This window comes from Streptomyces sp. NPDC051976 (genome assembly GCF_040680795.1).
Taxonomy (GTDB): domain Bacteria; phylum Actinomycetota; class Actinomycetes; order Streptomycetales; family Streptomycetaceae; genus Actinacidiphila.
Window position 1 is genome coordinate 33948 of sequence record NZ_JBFAXL010000039.1, and the last position, 15710, is coordinate 49657.

The following is a 15710-nucleotide window of genomic DNA, read 5'->3' on the forward strand; positions in this document are numbered from 1 at the left end:
GCAATGGTCGACCCCCAGGGTACTTGGCCGGTCCGGGTGCGGTCTGCACTGCGCCCCGACCGGCCCGCGCCGCGGAGGGTCAGCGCAGCGCCTGCTCGACCTGGCGGGCCACCTCCGCCGCGCGGGCCTCGGGCAGCGGGGCGCCGTCCTTGCCCACCACGTAGAAGGCGTCCACCGCGTTGGCGCCCAGGGTGGAGATCCGGGCCGAGCGGACCGTGATCCCGGTGGCGGTCAGCGCCAGGCCGATCCGGTGCAGAAGACCGGGGGCGTCCTGGGCGCGCACCTCCAGCACGGTGGCGGTCTGCGAGGTGCCCTTGGCGACGCTGACCCGGGGCGGCGGCGCCGTGACCCCGCGCCGCCGCGGGTAGGCGGCCTCCCGCTCGGCCAGCCGGGACTCGATGTCGAGGGTGCCCTCGAAGGCCCGGCCGAGGTCCGCGCGGAGCCTGGCCGCCTCGGGCAGCGAGCCGTACTCGGCCGAGACCCGCCAGTTCAGCAGCGACACCGGGCCCTCGCCGATCGGGTCGACGGCCCGCAGGTCGGCGGCGCGTACCGCGAGGCGGTGCAGCGCCAGCACCCCCGCGGCCTGGGCGAGCAGCCCGGGGCGGTCGGGGACGGCGAGCACGAGTTCCACGCCCAGCGCCTCGTCCTGCGCCTCGCCCTCGCCCTCCGGCTCGGTGTGGGCGTGCAGCGCGAGCACCGGGCCGCCGGTACGGGCCGCCTCGATCGCCAGCCGCTCCTCCTCGGCGGTCGACTCGCGGTCGGCAGTCTCCGGCAGGGCGCCGGTGTCCAGCGCCTCACCGACCCGCTCGACCAGGTCGGCCAGCAGCGAGGCCCGCCAGGTGCTCCACGCGGCGGGGCCGGTGGCCAGCGCGTCGGCCTCGGTCAGCGCGGCCAGCAGTTCCAGCGTGGAGGTGTCCCGTACGGTCACGGCGACCGCGCGTACGGTCTCGGGGTCGTCCAGGTCGCGGCGGGTGGCGGTGTCGATCAGCAGCAGATGGTGGCGGACCAGCAGCGCCAGGGTGTCCACGTCGGCGCGGCCGAAGCCGATCCTGGCGGCCACGTCGCGGGCGATGATCTCACCCGCCTCGCTGTGGTCGCCCGGCCAGCCCTTGCCGATGTCGTGCAGCAGGGCGGCGGTCAGCAGCAGGTCGGGGCGGCCGACCCGGCGGGTCAGCCCGGACGCCTGGACGGCGGTCTCCACCAGGTGCCGGTCGACGGTGAACCGGTGCACCGCGTTGCGCTGCGGACGGCAGCGGACCCGCTCCCAGTCCGGCAGCAGCCGGGTGATCAGCCCCTCGGCCTCCAGCGCCTCCCACACCGGCACGGTGGACTCGCCCGCGCCCAGCAGGGTGACCAGTTGCTCGCGTGCCTCGGCGGGCCACGGCACGGGCAGCGGCCGGGCGGCCGCGGCCAGCCGGCGCACCGCGTGCAGCGACAGCGGCAGTCCGGCCTGCGCGGCAGCGGCGGCGGCCCGCAGCGGCAGTACGGGGTCGCGCTCGGGTTTGGCGGCCAGCGCCAGCACCGCCTCGCCCTCCTGCTCCACCACGCCGTCGGCCAGCGGCACCCGCTCGGGCGTGCCGGCCGCGGGGACGGTACGGCCGCGGCCGAGCAGTCCGCGGCGGCGCGGCCGGGCCTCGCGGGCCCGCAGCACCCGGCCCACCTCGCGCCAGGTGACGTCACTGGCGTAGGCGACGGTACGGGCGGCCTCGTACACCTGGCGCAGCAGCGCGTCGGCGTCGAGCAGGCCGAGCGCTTCGGCGACCTGGTCCTGCTCCTGGAGGGCGAGCCGGTCGGTGGCCCGGCCGGTCACCAGGTGCAGGGCGTCGCGGGCGTCGAGCAGCCGGGTGCGGGCGTCCTCCAGGCCCTCGCGGGGCGCGTCGGCCAGCCAGGAGGCGGCGACCGCCCGCAGCGCGGTGGCGTCCCGCAGCCCGCCGCGGGCCTCCTTGAGGTCGGGTTCCAGCAGGTACGACAGCTCGCCCTGGCGCTCTGCCCGCTCCTGGCACAGCTCGTAAAGGGCGGGCAGCCGCTTGGGCGCCTGGTTGCGCCAGTCGGCCAGCGCCGCGCTGCGCAGCGAGGCGGTGAGCGCCGAGTCGCCCGCGAGGTGCCGGGCGTCGAGCAGTCCGAGCTGCACCTTGAGGTCGTCGGCGGCGGTCTTCATGGCCTCGGCCGGAGTGCGCACCGAGTGGTCGAGCGCCAGGCCGAGGTCCCAGACCGGGTACCAGATCCGGTCGGCGAGCGCGGCCACCTTCGGGGCGCCCTCGTCGTGCAGCAGCACCAGGTCGAGGTCGCTGCGCGGGGAGAGCTCGCCGCGGCCGTAGCCGCCGACGGCCATCAGGGCGTAGCCGCCGGTGCCGGTGGCCTCGGCGGCGTCGGCGGCGAGCGCTGCCAGCCACCGGTCGGTGAGGGCGGCCAGCGCCGCACGGCGCGGCGGCCCGGACCGCGCCTCCTCGGTGAGGAGGCGCAGCCGGGCCGCCGCGTAACTGCTGTCCTGCGCTTCGACGCTGTCGGTCACTCGATCTCCGCCCGGGGTCGGGTTTCTAGAGCGCGTCCGGTCCGCGCTCGCCGGTACGCACCCGGACGGCCGTGTCGACCGGGATGCTCCACACCTTGCCGTCACCGATCTTGCCGGTTCTGGCGGCCTTGACGATGACCTCGACGAGCTGGTCGGCGTCGGCGTCCTCCGCCAGGACCTCTATCCGGATCTTCGGCACCAGGTCGACGGTGTACTCCGCGCCACGGTAGACCTCGGTGTGGCCGCGCTGCCGACCGTAGCCGCTGGCCTCGGTGACCGTGAGGCCGTGGACACCGAACGCCTGGAGTGCTTCCTTGATCTCGTCGAGCCGGTGCGGCTTCACGACGGCGGTGATGAGCTTCACGCGTCCACCTTCTTCGAGGAGGCGGTCGCCTCGCTGTTCGTGCCACCGGGGGCGGGGACGGCCGAGCGGCCGCCGCCGACACCGGCGAAGTCGTACGCGGTCTCCGCGTGCAGGACCTGGTCGACGCCGGTGATCTCCTCGTCCTCGGTGACCCGGAAGCCCATGGTCACGTCGATGAGCTTGGCGAGGATCACCGCGCACACCAGGGAGTAGCCCAGGACCGCGCCGACACCGATGAACTGCTTCCACAGCTGGGTGAAGCCGCCGCCGTAGAAGACGCCCTTGGCGGTCTGGCCGACGCCGCCGGTGGCGAAGAAGCCGATGAGCAGCGAGCCGATGATGCCGCCGACCATGTGGACGCCGACCACGTCGAGGGAGTCGTCGTAGTTGAAGCGGTACTTCAGGCCGACGGCCGCGGCGCAGACCACACCGGCGATCACACCGACCGCGATCGCGCCGAGCGGGGAGACCGAGCCGCAGGCGGGGGTGATGGCGACCAGGCCGGAGACCGCGCCGGACGCGGCGCCCAGGGTGGTGAAGGAGCCGTGCCGGATGCGCTCGTAGAGCAGCCAGCCGAGCATCGCGGCGGCCGTGGCGACCTGGGTGTTGGTGAACGCCACCGCGGCGACGCCGTCCGAGCCGAGCCAGGAGCCCGCGTTGAAGCCGAACCAGCCGAACCACAGCAGACCGCAGCCGAGCATGACCAGCGGCAGGCTGTGCGGCCGCATCGGGTCCTTCTTGAAGCCCTGGCGCTTGCCGATGACGAGGATCACGCCGAGGGCCGCCGCACCCGCGTTGATGTGCACCGCGGTACCGCCGGCGAAGTCGATGACGCCCTTCTTGAACAGCCAGCCGTCCGAGGCCCACACCCAGTGCGCGACCGGGAAGTAGACGACCGTGGCCCACAGGGTGATGAAGACCGCCCAGGCGGTGAACTTCACCCGGTCGGCGAGGGCGCCGCTGATCAGCGCGGGGGTGATGATCGCGAACATCAGCTGGAATACGGCGAACACGTAGATCGGAATGCCGTAACCGGGCCACAGTTCGGTGATACCGATGTCGCGCATACCCAGCCAGTCGGTGCCGCCCAGGAATCCGTTGCCGGTGTCGAAGGCGAAGCTGAATCCGTAGAGCGTCCACAAGATGGTGATGATGCCCAGGCTGATGAAACTCATCATCAGCATGTTCAGGGCGCTCTTCACGCGCACCATGCCGCCGTAGAAGAAGGCGAGACCGGGGGTCATCACCATCACCAGGGCCGCACTGAGCAGCATGAACGCGGTACTTCCGGTATCGAGCTTGGGCGCATCCGCGGCCAGCGTCATGATGGCTGGTGCCATCGGCGTCTCCTCGTCATCCGAACGGCCCGTGCGGGCGGTGCAAGGGTTGGGCCGGTTTTCGCCATGAGATTCGCTCAGCCGGGTTTCCGCCGATGCCGTTCGGTGTTTCGCCCCCGTGACGAAGAAGTCGCCCGTGTTACGTGAAGATGAACCGCCCCGGGGAGGCGTGAAGGCCGTATACGCGTGTGGCGTGCGAGGGGGCACGGGCGAGGGCGCGGCCCGGCCGCGGCACGGGCGGGCGACCGTATGCGGGATGGATACAGGACGGGGACGGTCGTCGCAGGTCCCGTACGGGAAGAGGACCGGCCGCGGCGGCCGTCCGGTTGACCTGGCGTAGGGGAGCCGAGTCGGGCAGTTCGGACGGCGGCCGCGGCCGGGGCGCGCGGGGCGGGGGCGCTAGGCCGATTCCGCCACTTCCGGCAGCTCGACCGAGAGCCGGTCGGCGAGGCTGACGACCTCGGGCACCTCGCCGAAGTCACGCAGCGCGGTGTGGGTGGTGCGGCGGATCCGGGTGTTGACCCGCTCGGAGCGGACCCGCTTGGCGACGCTGATGGCGTGGTCGGTGAAGTGCGCGGCCTGCTCCGGGTTGCGCTGCAGTAGATGGACGGTGGCCATCCCGACCAGGTTGAGGGCGTAGGCGCGCTGGTGGACCGAGTCGTTGCTGAACAGCTCCACGGCCTTCTCCATCACCGGGTGGGCGAGGGAGGCGTACGTGGGGCTGCGGCCCGCGACATAGGCCAGGTCGCGGTAGGAGTGGGCGTTCTCCGCGTTCAGCTCGGCCTCGTTGAAGAAGCTGATCCAGGACGGGTCCTCGGCCGGGCGGGTGTCGCCGAAGGTGTCCTCGGCCATCCGGACCGCGCGGTGGCACTTGTTGACCTGGCCCATGTTGGCGTACGCCCTGGCCTCCAGCGCGTGCAGCATCGCCTGGGTGGTGGCGGTGGCCGTCTCACGGCTGCCGTACTGCGCGAGGTGGATCAGTTCCAGGGCGTCGTCGGGCCGGTCGAGGTGGATCATCTGGCGGCTCATCGAGGACAGGATGAACGCGCCGAGCGGGCGGTCCCCCGCCTCCTTGGCCGCGTGCAGCGCCAGCACCAGGTACTTCTGCGCGGTCGGCTGCAGGCCCACGTCGTACGACATCCAGCCGGCGAGCGCGGCCAGGTCGCCGGTGATCCGGTACAGCCTGCGGGCGACCGCCTCGGGCTGCGGCTCCTGGAGCAGGTCGGTGACCTCGTGGAGCTGGCCGACCACCGCCTTGCGGCGCAGGCCGCCACCGCACTGGTTGTCCCACTCGCGGAACATCACGGTGGTGGACTCCAGCAGTTGCAGCTCCTGCTCGGACAGCCGGGACGGCCTGCCGCCGGAGTCGCGGGGGACGGTGAGGACCGGCCCGTCCGCCAGGGCGCCGACGCCGGTCGGCACCAGCCAGCGCTGCATCGGCTCGATGAGGGCGGGCCCGGCGGAGAGCGCGAGCGAGGCGCCGAGGAAGCCGCGGCGGCCGAGCATCAGGTCGCTGCGGGAGAACTCGCTGATGAGCTGGACGGTCTGCGGACCCGCCCAGGGCAGGTCGACATCGCCGCCGGCGGCGGGCTGGTGGGCGGAGCGCAGGCCCAGGTCCTCCACGGGCACGACACAGCCGAAGCGTTCGGAGAACAGCTCGGACAGGATGCGCGGGATCGGCTCGCGCGGCTGCTCGCCGTCGAGCCAGCGGCGCACCCTGGAGGTGTCGGTGCTCACGTGCAGGGCGCCCATCTGCCGCGCCCTGCGGTTCACCTGGCGGGCCAACTCGCCCTTGGACCAGCCGCTGCGCACGAACCATGAGTTCAACTGCGCGTTGGGCTGCTTCTCTTGTGTGCCGCCCACGGTCAAGCCCCCATCCCAACTAGCTCAAACCCCTGGATACCAGGGTCTGTTGAGTCCTGTCGACACTCACGTCATGCCTCCGGCATAACCGGGAGGGCGCGCGGAGGACCGTCGCCGACTCACGAACTGAAAGTAATCCTACGATCACGCATCACGCGAGGGCTGTTGCGGAAACGCCACCATTCGCCACCCCTTCGAATGAACTCGACTACGGCCACAGGCGATTCACTTGACACATGTGGGTCAGGCGAGGTCAGGCGGGTGCGTAACCATCGGGCACGGCGATCCGTTGGAGGTGTCATGGTGTTCACGATCGGCAGCATGCGTGAGTTGCGGCAGCAGCGGACCGGAGGGCGGCCCGGCGCGCGCACCGGAGCGCGCCGGTGGACGCGCGCCGCTGCGTGCACCACTGTCGCGGAGTACACCGGCCTGTGCGGATGGGCCGTCGTGCCGGGGGCGCGGGCGGCGCGCGGCGGGGGCGCGTGTTCGTGCGGTGCCGCCGACTGCAAGGAGCCGGGGGCGCACCCGCTGCCCTTCGCGGACGAGGTCCCGGCCGGCGCCACCCTGGAACAGGCCGCTCAGGCGTGGGCGCGGGTGCCCGGCGCCGCGGTGCTGCTGCCCACGGGACGCTCCTTCGACGTACTCGACGTGGCCGAGTCCGCCGGGCACCGGGCGCTGGTACGGCTGGAGCGGATGGGGCTGCGGCTGGGGCCCGTCCTGCTGACGCCGACGGGGCGCGCGCAGTTCTTCGTCGCGCCCGGCGCCGCCGCCGCGCTGCCGCATCTGCTCTACCGGATGGGCTGGGACGACGCGGAGCTGGACCTGCGCTGCCTGGGCGCCGGCGACCATGTCACCGCGCCCCCCTCCGACCTTTCCGGTCTCGGCCCGGTCCGCTGGCTGCGCGAGCCCCTGCTGGACTCCGCCGCGCACCCCCCGGAGGCGCGGCTCCTCCTGGGCACGCTTGCCTACGTCTGCCACCGCGACCGCAGCTACGCCTGACGGCTGGGTGCGGTAGACCGGGGCGCGGGCCGTACCCGGGAACGCGTAAGGGACGCCCACCAGGATGGGCGCCCCTTACTACCGCCGAATGCGTAGCACCGTGTGCGTACGGGTGCCGGCGGGACCCGCAGTACTACTCGCCGATCAGCGCGTCCACGAACGCGTCGGGGGTGAAGGGGGCGAGGTCGTCCGCGCCCTCGCCGAGACCGATCAGCTTGACCGGGACACCCAGTTCGCGCTGGACGGCCACGACGATGCCGCCCTTGGCGGTGCCGTCGAGCTTGGTGAGGACGATGCCGGTGATGTCGACGACCTCGGCGAAGACCCGGGCCTGCACCAGGCCGTTCTGCCCGGTGGTGGCGTCGAGCACCAGCAGCACCTCGTCGACCGGGCCGTGCTTCTCCACGACCCGCTTGACCTTGCCCAGCTCGTCCATCAGACCGGTCTTGGTGTGCAGCCGGCCCGCGGTGTCGATGAGCACGGTGTCGGCGCCCTCGGCGATGCCCTCCTTCACCGCGTCGAAGGCGACCGACGCGGGGTCGCCGCCCTCGGGGCCGCGCACGGTACGGGCGCCGACCCGCTCGCCCCAGGTCTGGAGCTGGTCGGCGGCGGCGGCACGGAAGGTGTCGGCCGCGCCGAGCACCACGCTGCGGCCGTCGGCCACCAGGACGCGGGCCAGCTTGCCGGTGGTGGTGGTCTTGCCGGTGCCGTTGACCCCGACGACCATCACGACGGACGGGGACTCCTCGTGGCTCTCGGTGTGCAGGGTGCGGTCCAGCGCGGGGTCGAGGAGCGCGATCAGCTCCTCGCGCAGCAGGGTGCGCAGTTCCTCGGGGGTCCGGGTGCCGAGCACCCGCACCCGGGTGCGCAGCCGCTGGACGAGTTCCTGGGTGGGGGTGACGCCGACGTCGGCGGTGATGAGGATCTCCTCGATCTCCTCCCACGTGTCGTCGTCGAGCCGCTCGCGGGAGAGCAGCGTGAGCAGCCCCTTGCCCAGCGAGTTCTGCGAGCGGGACAGCCGGGAGCGCAGCCGGACGAGGCGGCCCGCGGTGGGCTCGGGCTGCTCGATCGGCGGCGCCTCGGGGACCTCCAGCTCCTCCACGGCGTCGGGCGCGGCCGCGCCGGGGAGCGCGACCTCCTCGATGGTCCGGCGGGGCTCCTCCCGCGGGACCGCGGCCTCGTCACCGATGTGCGGTTCGGCGGGAGGTGCGGTGATCGTCGGGGTGCTCGGCGGCGCGGCGGGCAGCTTCCGCTTCTTGCGGCGGCTGCCGACGACGAGCCCACCGGCCCCGAGGATCACGACCAGGGCGATGACTACGACAAGGATGACGATTTCCATAACCCACCCAGTATCAGCCACGGCCGCCCGCCGACGGCACCACCTCGCCACCGGCACGGACGGTCACGGACTCTGTTCATCTGACGCTTCGTCAGCTAACCTCCGGCTGCCCGCACCCGGCGAAGGGGGTCCACCGCCATGACCGTCACCGTTGTGCGCTTCAACCTGATCGAGCCGGACGCGGACCCCAAGGCGCTCAGCGCCCGCTACCGCGCGGCCGTGGATATGGCCCAGCACGCCGACGCGCACGGCGTCACCATGGTGCAGACCGAGGAGCACCACGGCGCCGAGAACAACTGGCTGCCCTCCCCGCTGACCTTCGCGGGCGCGGTGCTCGGCGCGACCAGCCGCCTGTCGGTCACCGTCTCCGCGCTGATCGGCCCGCTGCACGACCCGCTGCGGCTGGCCGAGGACCTGGCCGTACTGGACCTGCTGAGCGCCGGGCGACTGGTCACCGTGGCCGGAATCGGCTACCGCCGGGAGGAGTACGCGGCCTTCGGCCAGGACTGGGCCCGGCGCGGCGCGCTCCAGGACGAGGTGCTGGAGACGCTGCTGCACGCCTGGACCGGTGAGCCGTTCGCCTACCGCGGCCGTACCGTGCGGGTCACCCCCCGGCCGTACACCCGGCCGCATCCGCTGCTGCTGGTCGGCGGCAGCTCACGGGCCGCCGCCCGCCGCGCCGCCCGGCTCGGCCTGCCGCTCTTCCCCAGCGCGCACCTGCCGCAGCTGGCGGCGTACTACGAGGAGCGGCTGCGCGAGTACGGCACCGAGGGCTGGTGCCTGATGCCGCCCGCCGCGGTGCCGCTGCTGCACCTCTCCGAGGACCCGGACCGGGCCTGGGCACTGTACGGCGAGCACCTGCTGCACGAGGCCCGCACCTACGCCTCCTGGCAGTCCGCCGACATCCGCTCCGCCGTCCGCTCGGCCGCCTCCTCCGCCGAGGCGCTCCGCGCGGAGGGCGTCTACCGGATCGTCACCCCCGAGCAGTGCCTGGAGCTGGCCGCCTCGGCGGGCGCCGAGGCCGGCCTGGTCCTGCACCCGCTGTGCGGCGGCATGCCGCTCGACGAGGGCTGGCGCAGCCTGCGGCTGCTGACGTCCCAGGTGCTGCCCGCCCTCAAGGGCTGATCCCCGCGGGCGCCGCTAGCCCATCTCCTCCAGCGCCTTGCCCTTCGTCTCCTTGACGAAGAAGACGACGAACGGGATGGAGAGCACCGCGAAGCAGGTGTAGATGATGTAGGTGCCCGACAGGCTCCAGTCGGAGAGGGTCGGGAAGCTCGCGGTGATCGCCCAGTTGGCGATCCACTGGGCGGAGGCGGCGACGCCGAGGGCGGCCGCGCGGATCTTGTTCGGGAACATCTCGCCGAGGAAGACCCACACGACGACGCCCCAGGACAGGGCGAAGAAGAGCACGAAGACATGGGCGGCGACGAGGGCCACCGTGCCCTGGGTGTTCGGGAGGGTGGCGCCGCTCTTGGAGGAGAAGGCCCACGCTTCGAGGGCGAGGGAGATCGCCATACCCGTGGAGCCGATCAGCGCCAGTGGCCTGCGGCCGATCCGGTCGACGAAGATCATCGCGATCACGGTGCCGATGATGTTCACGATCGAGGTGGTGAAGGAGTAGAAGAACGAGCTGGTCGGGTCGATGCCGACGGACTGCCACAGGGTGGACGAGTAGTAGAAGGCCACGTTGATGCCGACGAGCTGCTGGAAGACCGAGAGCCCGATGCCGATCCACACGATCGGCAGGAAGCCGAAGCGCGAGCCGAGCAGGTCGCTGAAGACCGACTTGTGCTCGCGCTTCATCGCGGTCTCGATCTCGGTGACCCGGGCGTCGAGGTCGACGTCGTGGCTCTCCACGTCGGCGAGCACCCGCTTGGCGTCCTCGCGCCGCCCGACTTCGAGCAGGAAGCGCGGCGACTCGGGGATGGCGAACGACAGCAGGCCGTAGATCACCGCGGGGATGACCATCACGCCGAGCATGACCTGCCATGCCTCCAGGCCCATGACGTGTCCGCGCTGCTTGCCGTCGGCGGCCTGGAGGATGGCGTAGTTGACGAGCTGCGAGACGGCGATGCCGAGCACGATCGCGGCCTGCTGGAACGAGGCGAGCCGGCCGCGGTAGGCGGGCGGCGACACCTCGGCGATGTAGGCCGGGCCGATCACGGACGCCATGCCGATGGCGAAGCCGCCGATGATCCGCCAGAAGGCCAGGTCCCACAGCGCGAAGGGCAGCGCGGAGCCGACCGCGCTGATGGTGAACAGCACGGAAGCGATCCGCATGCACAGGATGCGGCCGATCCGGTCGGCGATCCGGCCCGCGGTCGCGGCGCCGATCGCGCAGCCGATCAGGGCGATCGCGATGACCTGGGCGAGGGTGCCGGAGCCGATGTCGTACTTGTCGCGGATCGCCTCGACGGCGCCGTTGATCACGGAGCTGTCGTAGCCGAACAGGAAGCCGCCCATGGCCGCGGCGGCGGCGATGAAGATGATGTGGCCCAGGTGCTCGGGCAGCGTGCTGTGGTCGGCCGTGCCGGAAGCGCTCGTCGTGCTCGTCAAGGTGATCTCCTCGGGCTCGGCGGTGAGCCCTCACATGAGGGACTGGATCTTCCAGTGTTGGCCGACCCCAGGGCGGCCACCACTCGAAGAACCGGAGGGCGTCGAGGAGGACGCGGCTCGCTAGGCGGGCTGCTGCTTGCCGTTGCGCAGCCGCTGGCTGATCACCTTGGACACACCGTCACCCTGCATCGATACGCCGTACAGGGCATCGGCGACTTCCATGGTCCGCTTCTGGTGGGTGATCACGATGAGCTGCGAGCTCTCCTGGAGTTCCTCCATGATCCGGATGAGTCGTTGCAGGTTGGTGTCGTCCAACGCCGCCTCGACCTCGTCCATCACATAGAACGGGCTCGGCCGGGCCTTGAAGATCGACACCAGCATCGCCACCGCGGTGAGCGAGCGCTCGCCTCCCGACAGCAGTGACAGCCGCTTGACCTTCTTCCCGGGCGGTCGTGCCTCAACCTCCACACCTGTGGTGAGCATGTTGTCCGGGTCGGTGAGCAGCAGCCGCCCCTCGCCACCTGGGAAAAGCCGGGAGAAGACCCCCTCGAACTCGCGGGCGGTGTCATGGAAGGCCGCGGTGAAGACCTGCTCCACCCGCTCGTCGACGTCCTTGACCACCTGGAGCAGATCGGCCCGGGTCTTGCGCAGGTCCTCCAGCTGCTCGGTGAGGAACTTGTGCCGCTCCTCCAGCGCCGCGAACTCCTCGAGGGCCAGCGGGTTCACCTTGCCGAGCTGCGCGTACGCCTTCTCGGCCGCCTTCAGCCGCTTCTCCTGCTCGGGGCGGCGGTAGGGCCGCGGCTGGTTGCGCGGATCCTCCGGGTCCTCGGGCAGGATCTCGCCCTCCGCGGGCGGCGACGGGGGCACCAGCTGCTCGGGGCCGTACTCGGCGACGAGCCCGGCCGGTTCCATACCGTGCTCCTCCAGCGCCTTCTCCTCCAGCTGCTCGATCCGCAGCCGCTTCTCGGCGCCCAGCACCTCGCCCTTGTGCACATCCCCGGTGAGCCGGTCCAGCTCGTCCTTCAGCTCCCGGCCGCGCCGCCGCGCCTGGCCGAGTTCCGCCTCCCGTTCGGCCCTGGCCTGCTCGGCGGCGGCCCGCTCGTCCTCGGCGCGGCCCAGCGAGACCTGCACATGGGCGAGCAGCCCGCGGGTTCCCGTGAGCACCGCCGCGGCGACCGACGCCTCGTACGCCAGCCGGGCCCTGCGGCGCTGGGCGCGGGCCCGGTTCTCCCGCTCGGCGCGCGCCGCCCGGTCGAGTCCGTCGGCCCGGCCCGCGAGCCCCTTGACCCGCTCCTCGTGGGTACGGACCTGGAGCCTGGCCTCCATCTCGGTCTGCCGCGCGTTGGCGCCGTCGGCGGCGAGCCGGTCGCGTACCGAGGTGTCGGGCTCCTCCTCGCCGGGTGCCTCCTCGGCCTCACTGAGCCGGTACGACAACTCCTCCAGCTCCTCGCGGGCGGCGGCCAGCGACTCCTGCGACCTGCCGACGGCGGCGGCGGCGCGTTCCGCCTCCCCCGCCGCGGCCCGCGCCTGGCCGCCGAACCGCCCCAACTGCTGGGCGACCGACGCCTTCTCCTTCTCCGCCGCGCGCCGCCGCTGCCCCAGCTCGTCCACCAGCCGCGAGGCGGCGGCCCGCCGCTCCTTGGCCTCCTGCTGCTCGTCGGCCAGCTCCGCGCACCGCACCTCGAGACGGGCCAGCTCGGCGGTCGCCTCGTCGACGGCGGCCTGCACCTCCAGCACGCTGGGCGCCTTCGCGGAGCCGCCCTGCGCGCTGTGCGCGGCCAGCACATCGCCCTCGGCGGTCACCGCGGTCAGCTCCGGGTGGCGTACGACAAGGGCCTCGGCCTCGGCCAGCGAGTCGACGACGACGGTGCCGTCCAGCAGGCGGCGTACCGCTCCTGACAGGTCCTCGGGTGCGGCGACCAGGTCGGCGGCCCAGTGGGCGCCGGAGGGGAGCTCGGGTGCCGGGCCGGCCGGGTCGGGTGGCGGCGCGCCGGTCAGCAGCAGGGCGGCGCGGCCCGCGTCGTCCTTGCGCAGCAGGCGAAGGGCCTCCGCGGCGGCGGCCGGGCCCGCCACGGCGACCGCGTCGGCGGCGGCGCCGAGCGCGGCGGCCACCGGCACCTCGTAGCCGGGGGTGACCCGCAGCAGTCCGGCGGCCAGTCCCAGCACACCGGCGGGCCGGTCGTGCGCGCCGGTGCCGAGCAGGGCGCCGGTGCCGTCCTTGCGGCGCAGCGAGGGGGCCAGCGCGTCGCGGCGGGCGGCGACGGCGGCGCGGCGGCGCTCGGCCGCGGTGGCCGCCTCGCGGGCGGCGGTGAACGCCTCCTCGGCGGCGGCCTGTTCGCCGCGCGCGGCCTCGAAGCGCTCCTCCAGCTCGGAGTCGTCGGCCTCCAGGCCGTCCACCTGGGCGCGTAGTTCCTCGTACTCCCCTTGCGCGGACTCGGCCCGGTCGCGGGCCTCGTCGCGGGCGGCGGCGAGCCGTCCGATCTCGGCCTCGGCGGAGGCGGCGCGGGAGCGGGCGGCGTTGACCTGACCGTGCAGCCGGGCCAGGCCCTCGCGGCGGTCGGCGATCGCCCGGGCGGCGGCCCGCAGCCTGGCCTCCTCCTCGGCGAGCTTGTGTTCGAGTTCGGCGCGGTGGTCGACGGTGTCGTCGAGGGCGCGCTGCGCGGCGTCCAGCGCCTCGGACAGCTCGGCTTCCTGCTCGCGGATGCGGGCGGCCTCGCGCTCCATGCTCTCCGGGTCGCGGCCGTGCTGCTCCTCGGCGGGCTGGCTGGTGGCGTGCCGGTGCCGCTGCTCGGCCAGCCCGATGGTGCCGCGGACCCGCTCGGCGAGCTGGGACAGCGCGTACCAGGTGGCCTGCGCGTCGTTGAGCCGCGGCGTGAGCCGGCGTACCTGCTCCTCCAGCCGGGCCTCGTGCTGTACGGCGGCGGCGAGTTCGGCCTCCACCGCCTCCTTGCGCTCCTTGAGCGCGGCCTCGTCGGCGACCTCGGCGCGCAGCGCCTCCCGCAGCGTCACCAGGTCGTCGGCGAGCAGCCGCAGCCGCGCGTCGCGCAGATCGGCCTGGATGACGGCGGCCCGGCGGGCGACCTGGGCCTGCCTGCCCAGCGGCTTGAGCTGACGGCGCAGCTCCCCGGTGAGGTCCTGCACCCGGGCGAGGTTGGCCTGCATCGCGTCGAGCTTGCGGAGCGCCTTCTCTTTGCGCTTGCGGTGCTTGAGTACGCCCGCGGCCTCCTCGATGAAGGCGCGGCGGCCCATCGGGTCGGCGTGCAGGACGGAGTCGAGCTGGCCCTGGCCGACGATGACGTGCATCTCGCGGCCGATACCGGAGTCGGAGAGCAGCTCCTGGATGTCGAGCAGACGGCAGGTGTCGCCGTTGAGCTGGTACTCGCTGCCGCCGTTGCGGAACATGATCCGCGTGATGGTGACCTCGGCGTACTCGATGGGGAGTACGCCGTCGCTGTTGTCGATGGTCAGCGACACCTCGGCGCGGCCCAGCGGGGGGCGCCCGGTGGTGCCGGCGAAGATGACGTCCTCCATCTTGCCGCCGCGCAGCGACTTGGCACCCTGCTCACCCATCACCCACGAGAGCGCGTCCACGACATTGGACTTGCCGGACCCGTTGGGGCCGACGACGCAGGTGATTCCGGGTTCGAAGCGCAGCGTCGTCGCCGAGGCGAAGGACTTGAAGCCGCGCAGCGTGAGGCTCTTGAGATGCACGCCGGTCGACTCTACTAGCCCCCTGCGGTTTCACCAGGGAAGGTGCAGGGCACATCAGACGGTAGAGGGGTGGGGCCGGACGAAGGTGTACGCGAAAACGGGCGGGGAGGATGACGACGAAGGGACGCCGAAGCGTCCCTTTCAGACCTGCAGTTTCTCAGGCGGTGTCCTGGGGCGCTGTTCCGGTACGGGGTACCGGTTCAGGCGAGTACGGGCTCCGCGTGAGTTACGTCGATGTTGCGCAGCGACTCTTCGTGCGAGGCGACAGTCAGCGCGTCGTTCTCCGCCTGCATCCGAACGAGCTCGGATTCCAGGTCCTGGACACGCTGCTGCAGCCTTCGCATCTCGGCGAGGAGTCGCGGGTCGGGACCGCCGACGTAACCGAGAAGCGCCTTTGCCATGATGGATGGTCCTCCACGCTGAGTGACCGAACCGGAGCGGTGGGTCGTGGGTGAGGGGGGTACGCTCCCGCGCAGGTGGTATGCCGTGACCGCCGCTGAACAATCCTTGGGGTCACGATGCGCGGGGCTTCCAGCGTCTCACCAAATAACGAACCGGTCAACACGATCACAGCCCAGTCGTCGGGTCTGCCTCAGAAAACACGGCGCTGACGGCGCCGCGGGCTGCCCGCGTGGCGTCGAGATCATCCTCGATGGGGGCAGCCTGACACGCCTTCGGGCGGATGGCAACCAGTTTGCTCACCGGATCTCAAATCCGTCGTAGCCGCCGCGGGGTGTGGCCCAGATCTCGGTCACACCGTCGACCCGGCCGGGCGTGTCGCCGTGGTGCAGCCAGTCAAGCAGTCGATCACACTGATCCCGAGCCCCCTCGGCGACGACCTGCACCCGCCCGTCACCGAGGTTTCCCGCGTATCCGACCAGCCCGCCGATGTCCAGCGCGGTGGCGCGCGTCCACCAGCGGAAGCCGACGCCCTGGACGCGTCCTCGGACCCATGCGGTGAGCCGGACATTTTCGTTCATGTCCGCACGCTATCGGTCCAGTTAGACCCGCATCACATCGGTCGGCAGC

11 protein-coding genes are annotated in these 15710 nt (G+C 72.5%); 2 read left to right on the forward strand and 9 right to left on the reverse strand.

Annotation, left to right across the window (positions count from 1 at the left end; translation table 11 throughout):
• Positions 1-79: 79 nt before the first annotated feature.
• From AB0M29_RS30760 to AB0M29_RS30775, 4 genes are all read right to left on the reverse strand, one after another.
• Entirely contained in the window at positions 80-2512 is a 2433-nt protein-coding gene (locus AB0M29_RS30760) for a [protein-PII] uridylyltransferase (protein ID WP_365388552.1), read from the reverse strand.
• A gap of 25 nt (positions 2513-2537) precedes the next feature.
• Entirely contained in the window at positions 2538-2876 is a 339-nt protein-coding gene (locus tag AB0M29_RS30765; RefSeq protein WP_365388554.1) for a P-II family nitrogen regulator, read from the reverse strand.
• Positions 2873-4216 (reverse strand): ammonium transporter, encoded by a 1344-nt coding sequence (locus tag AB0M29_RS30770; protein WP_365388556.1) that lies wholly within the window; start codon positions 4214-4216, stop codon positions 2873-2875. The genes AB0M29_RS30765 and AB0M29_RS30770 overlap by 4 nt, the downstream gene beginning before the upstream one ends.
• A 396-nt stretch (positions 4217-4612) precedes the next feature.
• The gene (locus tag AB0M29_RS30775; protein ID WP_365388557.1) at positions 4613-6076 is read right to left on the reverse strand and encodes a hypothetical protein; all 1464 of its coding nucleotides are present in this window, start codon (positions 6074-6076) and stop codon (positions 4613-4615) included.
• A 300-nt stretch (positions 6077-6376) separates the two neighbouring features.
• Here AB0M29_RS30775 and AB0M29_RS30780 point away from each other — a divergent pair, with 300 nt between their 5' ends.
• Entirely contained in the window at positions 6377-7075 is a 699-nt protein-coding gene (locus AB0M29_RS30780) for a bifunctional DNA primase/polymerase (RefSeq protein WP_365388559.1), read from the forward strand.
• 133 nt (positions 7076-7208) lie between these two features.
• Here AB0M29_RS30780 and ftsY read toward each other — a convergent pair whose 3' ends face one another.
• Positions 7209-8414: a signal recognition particle-docking protein FtsY gene (gene ftsY / locus AB0M29_RS30785; RefSeq protein ID WP_365388562.1), complete on the reverse strand. Its 1206-nt coding sequence runs from the start codon at positions 8412-8414 to the stop codon at positions 7209-7211.
• Positions 8415-8552: 138 nt separating this feature from the next.
• On the opposite strand from ftsY, the gene AB0M29_RS30790 reads away from it, so the two are divergent.
• Positions 8553-9539: an LLM class flavin-dependent oxidoreductase gene (locus AB0M29_RS30790; RefSeq protein WP_365388565.1), complete on the forward strand. Its 987-nt coding sequence runs from the start codon at positions 8553-8555 to the stop codon at positions 9537-9539.
• A gap of 15 nt (positions 9540-9554) precedes the next feature.
• On the opposite strand, the gene AB0M29_RS30795 is transcribed toward AB0M29_RS30790, so the two are convergent.
• The 4 genes from AB0M29_RS30795 to AB0M29_RS30810 all read right to left on the reverse strand — a co-directional run bounded on the left by AB0M29_RS30795 (position 9555) and on the right by AB0M29_RS30810 (position 15661).
• Positions 9555-10970, reverse strand: coding sequence for a sugar porter family MFS transporter (locus tag AB0M29_RS30795; protein ID WP_365388567.1), 1416 nt, complete (start codon positions 10968-10970; stop codon positions 9555-9557).
• A gap of 120 nt (positions 10971-11090) precedes the next feature.
• Positions 11091-14681: a chromosome segregation protein SMC gene (smc, locus tag AB0M29_RS30800; RefSeq protein WP_365388569.1), complete on the reverse strand. Its 3591-nt coding sequence runs from the start codon at positions 14679-14681 to the stop codon at positions 11091-11093.
• Positions 14682-14881: 200 nt separating this feature from the next.
• A complete protein-coding gene (locus AB0M29_RS30805) occupies positions 14882-15082 on the reverse strand; it encodes a hypothetical protein (RefSeq protein ID WP_365388571.1) in 201 nt (66 codons plus the stop codon).
• A gap of 297 nt (positions 15083-15379) precedes the next feature.
• Complete coding sequence (locus AB0M29_RS30810; protein WP_365388573.1) at positions 15380-15661, reverse strand: acylphosphatase; 282 nt, start codon at positions 15659-15661, stop codon at positions 15380-15382.
• Positions 15662-15710: the final 49 nt, after the last annotated feature.